General features: G+C 45.4%; 7 protein-coding genes and 1 pseudogene. 2 read left to right on the top strand and 6 right to left on the bottom strand.

The genetic code is table 11. From position 1 onward, the window contains the following. Nucleotides 1–46: 46 nt before the first annotated feature. Nucleotides 47–541: pseudogene (locus tag CW267_RS12260) on the top strand (transposase); the annotation flags it as partial. Between the two features lie 402 nt (nucleotides 542–943). Here the strand turns inward: CW267_RS12260 and CW267_RS12255 are convergent. The 3 genes from CW267_RS12255 to CW267_RS12245 form a co-directional block, all read right to left on the bottom strand. Continuing rightward, nucleotides 944–1,843, bottom strand: a complete 900-nt coding sequence (locus CW267_RS12255; RefSeq protein ID WP_004026560.1) for a RepB family plasmid replication initiator protein — start codon at nucleotides 1,841–1,843, stop codon at nucleotides 944–946. 320 nt (nucleotides 1,844–2,163) lie between these two features. Further along, nucleotides 2,164–3,225, bottom strand: a complete 1,062-nt coding sequence (locus CW267_RS12250) for a hypothetical protein (RefSeq protein ID WP_100781574.1) — start codon at nucleotides 3,223–3,225, stop codon at nucleotides 2,164–2,166. 86 nt (nucleotides 3,226–3,311) lie between these two features. Further along, nucleotides 3,312–3,566 (bottom strand): Hha/YmoA family nucleoid-associated regulatory protein, encoded by a 255-nt coding sequence (locus CW267_RS12245; RefSeq protein ID WP_004117854.1) that lies wholly within the window; start codon nucleotides 3,564–3,566, stop codon nucleotides 3,312–3,314. A gap of 177 nt (nucleotides 3,567–3,743) precedes the next feature. On the opposite strand from CW267_RS12245, the gene CW267_RS12240 reads away from it, so the two are divergent. After that, the gene (locus tag CW267_RS12240) at nucleotides 3,744–4,880 is read left to right on the top strand and encodes a tyrosine-type recombinase/integrase (protein WP_012540205.1); all 1,137 of its coding nucleotides are present in this window, start codon (nucleotides 3,744–3,746) and stop codon (nucleotides 4,878–4,880) included. Nucleotides 4,881–4,945: 65 nt separating this feature from the next. Here the strand turns inward: CW267_RS12240 and CW267_RS12235 are convergent, their stop codons facing one another. The 3 genes from CW267_RS12235 to CW267_RS12220 form a co-directional block, all read right to left on the bottom strand. Then, nucleotides 4,946–5,263 (bottom strand): hypothetical protein, encoded by a 318-nt coding sequence (locus CW267_RS12235; RefSeq protein WP_100781573.1) that lies wholly within the window; start codon nucleotides 5,261–5,263, stop codon nucleotides 4,946–4,948. A 534-nt stretch (nucleotides 5,264–5,797) separates the two neighbouring features. After that, nucleotides 5,798–6,556, bottom strand: a complete 759-nt coding sequence (locus CW267_RS12225) for a hypothetical protein (RefSeq protein WP_100781572.1) — start codon at nucleotides 6,554–6,556, stop codon at nucleotides 5,798–5,800. Further along, the gene (locus CW267_RS12220) at nucleotides 6,553–7,512 is read right to left on the bottom strand and encodes a DNA replication terminus site-binding protein (protein ID WP_100781571.1); all 960 of its coding nucleotides are present in this window, start codon (nucleotides 7,510–7,512) and stop codon (nucleotides 6,553–6,555) included. The genes CW267_RS12225 and CW267_RS12220 overlap by 4 nt, the downstream gene beginning before the upstream one ends. Nucleotides 7,513–7,533 lie beyond the last annotated feature (21 nt).

Here is a 7,533-nt window from a genome sequence, read left to right as displayed (position 1 = left end):
CTATCTGGAAGCGCAGTACAGGCGACGCTGAAAGGTCCATTTTGCGAAGAAGACCCGGGGCGCCTGGAAAAGCGTCAAATACCTCGGCCGGTACCTGAAGCGCCCACCGGTGTCGGCGGCGAAGCTCCGGCACTACAGCGGCGGCGCGGTGGTGCACCACTATTACGACCACCGTACGCACCAGTACCGGCAGCAGACGCTGACCCAGGAAGAGATGATCGGACGCTATATCAGCCACGTGCCGGCAAAGCATTTTAAAATGGTGCGCTACTACGGTTTTTTATCCAACCGGAAACGGGGAGAGCTGCTGCCGAAGGTGTACGAAGCTCTGGAGATGGAGGCGCGGAAAAAACCGGAACAGCCCGGCTTCGCCGCGCTGATGAAGGCGTTCCTGCGCACGGACCCGTACAAATGCATCCTGTGCGGTAACCGGCTGCGCTTTACCAGCGCACAGGCCGGCAGACACGCCACGGAGTTGGTGGCAGAAAGGCTGCATAACATCGACCGGAAACGATGGCTTCTGGCACAGGCTGCGGGGTAAGTGCGCCTGAAAAACAGGTTGCAGGTTAAAAATACGCAGGGAACAGCATTTTATGACCATAACCCCCCCGACACAGCGATATTACTGCGCTCCTGACGGCAACGTTCATGGTCAGGATATTTTTGAAACGCTTTTCCAGTCTCCTAACCATCAAGCTCATGCATCATGGCAAAAAAGAAAAGTTACTTTCCTTCTTAGGAACCTGATGTGAAATTCACCGGCAGTTTCAGCTGAGCCACTACGTTTTCAAAAACTTTCACTGAAGTTGGAAGGTGTTACGACATGTCAGCGTTACTTTTGGTGTGTTTAACGTACAATCCGATAGCACTTTGTAGAGAACAATCCCCGGGTTCGACTGAAGAGGGCCCGTAAGCCCCCTCAGAGCGATTGTCGTAGGACTTTCTACTTCAGGGAGGGATTTCTCTTGATGATTTGAAACGCTATCTTGTTGCCTTCCTTAAGCTCCTGGTATTCAAGGTATCCAATGTCCTCCAGTTGCTTAAGTGCTTTTCTTACCGTTGAATTCTGAAGAGCAGGTCTGGAAGTGAGGGACAAACGCTTCCTGAACCTCTCAATGCTGACAGGGATCGGATTAGGTGGCAGAGCCTCAATGAACGTATAAAGGGCCTGGGCTGACTCTTTCCTTGCAAGGGCTTTAAGGGCTCTCAGCTTAAGCAGGATCTTGTATTCACCAACATACAGATCCTTAAGCGTTTTCGACGGAGTGAGGATAACTTTGTCATTACCAATGTCCACGGTTGACTCACCAATGAGCTGAACAAACTTAGTGACTTCAATGTTTGTGCCTCTGTCCTTGGAGAATTCAACAACATTAGACATCAGTTTCCTGAGCGAATCTTTGATTTTTTCCCGAAATTCAGCCTTCAGACGTCCACGAGAAAAACCACATCGCATAGCAAACTCAGTAAATCGGATCGAGATAGTCCCATCCTCGTTAGACTCGAGTTCATTATCGGTCAGTACCGATATGATTCCTGTCCAAACCTTGAAATCCGTATCCATGTCTAGCCTTGGACCTGAAATGGTAATCCTTTCAAACCCTTCGGATTTGGCTAGCTCCAGATGCCTAAGATCGTCTGACGCGTTGATGTTTGATCCGACATTGCTTTTCTTAGCGATCGCTTTGTTCGTCGATTTTAATGTTGGTACAAAGACCCCCAAACGCATCAGAGGAACTGTCTGTACACTGGTCTCCGATGTGGAAGAAAGTGTGATAACTTCACCAGTAGTCTGATTTATTTCTTCTACATTTAGGTATGACTCATTGATTTTGTTAGACATTTCCCTTAAGCCCTAAGTTTTGAATAACCATCAAAAATATAGCATACAGTAGACACTTTTATAGCGCACAATAGACAATATATAGCATTCAGTAGACTGTTTGTAGATTACAGTAGACATTTCGTAGCATACAATAGACACCGATCACCTTCCAAGCCAAGCGGGACAGGGCCTCCAGCGATCCGGGATCTTTTTGGTACTCTCTGGATCCTTTATGGATCAGTTATTGGATCTATCCTGTGGAAAACCTACTGCGGAGAAACTGCTTTACTATCTACATCCTCGGCTTAGGAAAAGATACCTGACGTAGATTGAGAAGATCACTTATTGGGATCATGAGTGAGAAACCAATCATAGAAAGCTCTCTCGCGATCAAACTCTGGTAAGTTATGTATAGACACGTTCCAGTTCGCGATTTTAACTATGAAGCTAATGTATTCCTGCTCCGCCTCATTCAGTACTCCCTCTCCCCTTTTACTGATGTAATAATCGTACCAACGTTCATACGCGGGTACGTTTATAGATTCCCAGGAATCCAGCATCCTCGGTGCATAAGATACCAGTTCATCAAAAACGGTACTCCCTGAAGGTATATCCGCCCGGGTAAGTTTAGCGAGTATTTCTATTGTCCATCGTAAATGTTGCCATTGCTGTGCAGGTGCCAGAGGCAACGAATTCATATTCATGGGTAGATCTACCGGAATCATAGAAAGCAGCTGGTTGCCGCTGGCATTCAGGTGGCGTTTGTACTGATGTAAGGTATGTGGTTGTGCTGTCTGCATTAAGGGATGGTAGATCCACCGCTTGGCTTCATCTGAGGTGAAAAGTAGCTTTTCTATCGTATCCATCATCTTTATGCCTTCCCCGTTCTCACGATATGGAGTGATGATACTTTCAATCCGAACGGCATCGATCTCCACTAGCGCCAGCTGGCCTGTTTGAGCTAAAAGGTCTGGATTTGGCTGGATATCCTCCGACGTATCATTAACGAATATCCCGATTGTCGTATCGTTACATAACCCTATGAGGTCAGCATTAAGGCCACAAATAATCCCACCACCAGCGAGATTTTTGAGGTTAACGATCCCTTTCTCCTTACCTTGCAGTAGATGAGGAAGAGCAAGGTATTTTTTTTCCTGTATTTTAACCTTTATGTATTTTTTTATATGTTGTAGTGTGAGCTCACTACAAACCCCTTTTACTTCTGTGCTGTGGCTAAAATGCCATTTTTGGTTTTTACCTTGTTTTGCAATCAGGGATGTTCCACAAATGAGACAGACACAGTTGTAAGAAAGGCCATTCTCAACGCTGGCGATATCAACAATTTTATTTGAAACCGTATCGAATCCAAATGGTATCCATTTTTGTGAATTACGTCGCATGAATATTCCTCGTTAAAAACGAATAAAAGAATTCTACATTATTCGCTTCTATCAAACATGGAATAACAGTGCCTTATTTACATTATTCAGATCTCATCGGGGATGAGATGCCACACAGAGGCAGGTATTTTGTCATAGATTTTTTTCATGTAGATCTCAGCTCTGCGGTGATCATACGCTCCATTCAAGCTGGTTATCTTATTTATATCTCCTCCTTCATCATTTAATTTATCCAGGATACGTTCAAAAACTTTATCGAGAGTTTCTGTCGTGCTGCACTTCCTGAACTTCAGGAGATAGGTTTCTCTCAGGCTACTGTGGACATTTAGGCTTTTCAACAACAACGCTCCGGGGCATGTCCAAAAACAATGGCTATTATCGAAAACATTAAACGAAGTACCACAGACAGGCAAGAGAAGCATCTTGATTAATTTCCCATTCTCCCTGGATTTGAAAAAAAACAATGTTACTATACTGGTTATAAAAACAGTGCCATTGATAAGACATGAGATCTTCCCATGACAGATAAAACTAAGCTGGTTGCGATTGCACGAACCGATGACATGAGCGCTCTGGAAGCACTCAAGCTGTTACGGTTTCGCCGTTACAATACGGCAAGAAGTCAGTTAAGGGTCACGAGTGTCTGGTCTGCATGGTGCGCCAGGCACGGCCTGACCCCCTTCCCCGTCACAGCAGTTGATGTCGAGCGCTATATTAATGGGCTGAATGGATCCGTTAAAATGGCGACCATCTCTCATTTTATTGCATGCCTTTCAAGCGTAAACAGCAGCCTGGGTTTTCCAGACTTCCGCAACGTTCTGATAAAAGCACTGGTTCAGGTATGGCGGGCGCGGGAGAATGAGAAAAAAATCGTCACCGGTCAGGCCCTTCCATTTCTAATATCCGATCTCAATATTCTTCGCCGGTCACTGCATAAAAGCGACGACCTGAGAGACATACGGGACCTTGCAATGATATGGGTTGGGTTTGAAACCCTGCTGCGTAACGTGGAAATTCGAAGGATTAAAACCGGCGACCTGAAATGGCAAAATGACACGTCCTGTTACCTTCTGGACGTCATGCGGACCAAGACAAACCTTTCAAGTAACCTGACATTTCAGCTCTCACCACAATGCAGTCAGCATATCAGACAGTTGATTGAGACTGTGGAATACACCGATACTGAAACCTTCGGGCACCGTTTTCTTTTTCAGCCTGTGAACATCCATACAAACCGATATTTCCCACCCACCAGCAGTAAGCTATCACGGGGTAAATCCATAGACAGGATGCTGGTCAAAGCAGGATTCAGTCAGGGGTTACTGACGCAGCTACAAAATGAATCAAAGGTATCACGGGAAGATGTTGGTATGCTGTCCTCTAATTCACTGAACCAGGCATTTGCACGTCTCTGGGGGATTGCCGGGAAGGTCGGCGACAGTAACCGACAGTCCGGGCGGTACCGGACATGGACAGGACACAGTGTGCGTGTGGGGGGAGCCATAGAGCTGTTTAAAGCCGGGTACTCCCTGGAAAAGATTACCGAGATGGGGAACTGGTCTGATCCAAAGATGGTCTTCCGTTATATCCGTGGATATCTTGCCAGTGAAAAAGCCATGGTAAGCTTTATGCGTAATCATCTGGACGATATATAGATTTTACTAAGAGGAACACCAGCACTCAGCAACATGTTACTGAGCGCTGGTCACTTATGAACTTTTCAGATATTCAGTTCTTTCAAATCTGTCACAACAAAATCCCCTTTACCTGAAAGACTGTCAAAATCATCGTGTGTAAATTCATGCGTGTGATTCCAAATGACCCTGCATGTAGGACAAGTAACAGGTAACAAATCTTCCGCTAATTTTTCGCTGTTATGGATAACCTCACCCATCTCGTTTGTGTCAACAATATAACCACTTATGCAAAGGGTTTCGTACCCATGAGCACCTGTAACAATATGGGTTGCTGTTCTCTCACGAATTTCCCCATTAATTTTAATCTGCTCTCGTGTGGTAATCGTTCTTTTATTATTCATTAAACCTCCGGATGAAACATTAAAAACAAAGGCTATTATTGCGCCCGACTTCTGAAAAAATTCGAAACCAAACAGGTAATCGCGAAAATCGTCATCAAGATAGCTAAATCCTTCTCTACGCCTTCATAAGGAAGGACTCAGGGAAAGTGCATTAGCCTGTGCCCGAATTGGTCCTGGTGCGTCTCAGGAAGGAAAATGATAGGTGATATTATGGATTATCCTTTTTTAGCTGCTTTTTCTTCTTTTCTTTGTTTTTTTAATCTCCGCTTCTCCCTTAAATTTGCAACGGTATAGAGAGTGACTGATGCAATAAAATTCACCAGTGCAGCAAACTCTACTGCCAGATTGATCACGGCTGGTTTGACAGGAAGCCAGAGTGTGACCAGAAGGAGGAGGAACGATGTGATACACCGTAAGGCATGTACATTAGAGCCTCTACTCTTATTAATCACAACCTGGCGGGACATATTTTGTTTGTCAGATAATTTAAACCGAATGCACAAACTGCAGTTACTAACAAGAAAATCGCGTAAGTCATTTTTCCTCCAGAGGTTTTAATCTTAATTTGACCACGTTAACCAGTTTCATTATTCCCGCCTCGTCCGGTACAAAAATGTAACGAAACCTCGGCCATGTTGCGTGCGTGAATATCAAACCTACGGCTTTCATATCCAGAGGCATAAGCCTTTCGGTCTTGCTCAACGGCATTTTCTCTATCGGGATCAACCCTGACTTAAAACTTTTTATCATTAAGTCGAGAGGGCTTTTACAATTTTTATTGCTCATCGTTTCTGTGTAACGGATCATCCCGCTAATCGTTACTTGTATCGTTCCTATATCAGCGTCAAATTTCGGCAGCTCTGGCCAGTAAGGAATCTCAAAATCAACACTGGTAAGCGCCTGTTCATAGCCCTGCTCATTTGTTTCTACAACCGTTTTGAGGCCAGGAAACCGGGCGTGCATAAATTTGATAATCTTTACCACATTGGGTGTGCTGGCCTGACGCTGATAGATATCAGGTAGCCATGTGGACGTGGTGGCCCAGGTCGTGGAGCAAGCATAAGTTTTTTGCTCCATGTACCATAAAATAGAGGTTTCAGCCAGGAAGTGATGAACAGTCAACAGCTCGGCCAGCAGCCGATCTTCATCTGGATGTGTTATGGCATTTTTGAAACAGACCTGTACGCGGAAACGTTCTTTTGCAGACAGAAAAGTGTTTCCCCGGCTGACGGCCACTTTGTATAACCTCCTGGCCGGATCAGCTTCACAAACACCGGTTAGAATCCGGCTCATCTCGACTCCTTTATGACTTCCACCAGCCCTATACGGGGCAGGACAGAACGATATTTTTCATGAAAACTGCCGCGCTTCTGCCTTTCACCCTTTACGTAATTTTTTAACGGATTAAATCGGTCCGGTTCGCTGAACAAAATTAAAGGTAAAGGCGCGCGGAAGTTGAGTTTGTACGGCCCATGAACGTCATTCGGATCATCAGGACTGGTGTACCGGATATTGACGTTAACAGCAGGAAAGTTACTTTCCCGGATAAGCCGAAATTTTCTCGATGATTCATCGTCATTACACACTTCATCATTCAGCAACGACAGCATCATGATTTCTCCGGTCCGCTCATGTTTCAACCGCTCTACATCCTGTTTTGTCAGATTGATATCCGGCTGGAGCTCAGTTATCTCCCTGCGTAGGCGGTCTATTACCGTTTCCAGACGGGTGAATTTATGAATGACAGGGATTTGCCAGGTGAACCCCAGGGACCTAATTTTGTCTGTAACGATCCGGATATTGCGGGACACCTGTAAAGTCACCAGCCACGGGTAAATCTGGTGCAGAATTTCTGACCGTGAGTCCTGGTAATGAGTGATACCTTTTACAGCATCAGCAAATTTGTCGCGAAGCCGGTTGATTTCACCCACCAGCGACATTACTTCGTCATGATTATTTTTAACCACAACAAACCCGGGATATTTTCGGGTGATTTTGGTTGAATAATGTTCATCCCTGACATGGACTTTATCAACCCGCTGCTGCCGGTAAATATCCACCAGGGTGTCTACGTCGGGCACCGAATGAGTCACATTGATTTCCTGTGGAGGATTCAACTCCTCCACACTACGGGGCTCCGGGAGCGTGGCAAGGTAAGATGATCCGATATCGCTATGACGGAGTAAACTGTGCAGCTCACCGAGTTTGCGTAGTTGCTCTTCGTTGTAATGTGCAAAGTCAGTATTCATATCGTCTCCCGTATCGTGTTC

The organism is Klebsiella sp. X1-16S-Nf21 (assembly GCF_002837615.1).
In the GTDB taxonomy this organism is placed as follows: domain Bacteria; phylum Pseudomonadota; class Gammaproteobacteria; order Enterobacterales; family Enterobacteriaceae; genus Klebsiella; species Klebsiella variicola.
Note: the sequence above shows the minus strand (reverse complement) of the source record. Positions and strands in the feature narration are given on the sequence as shown.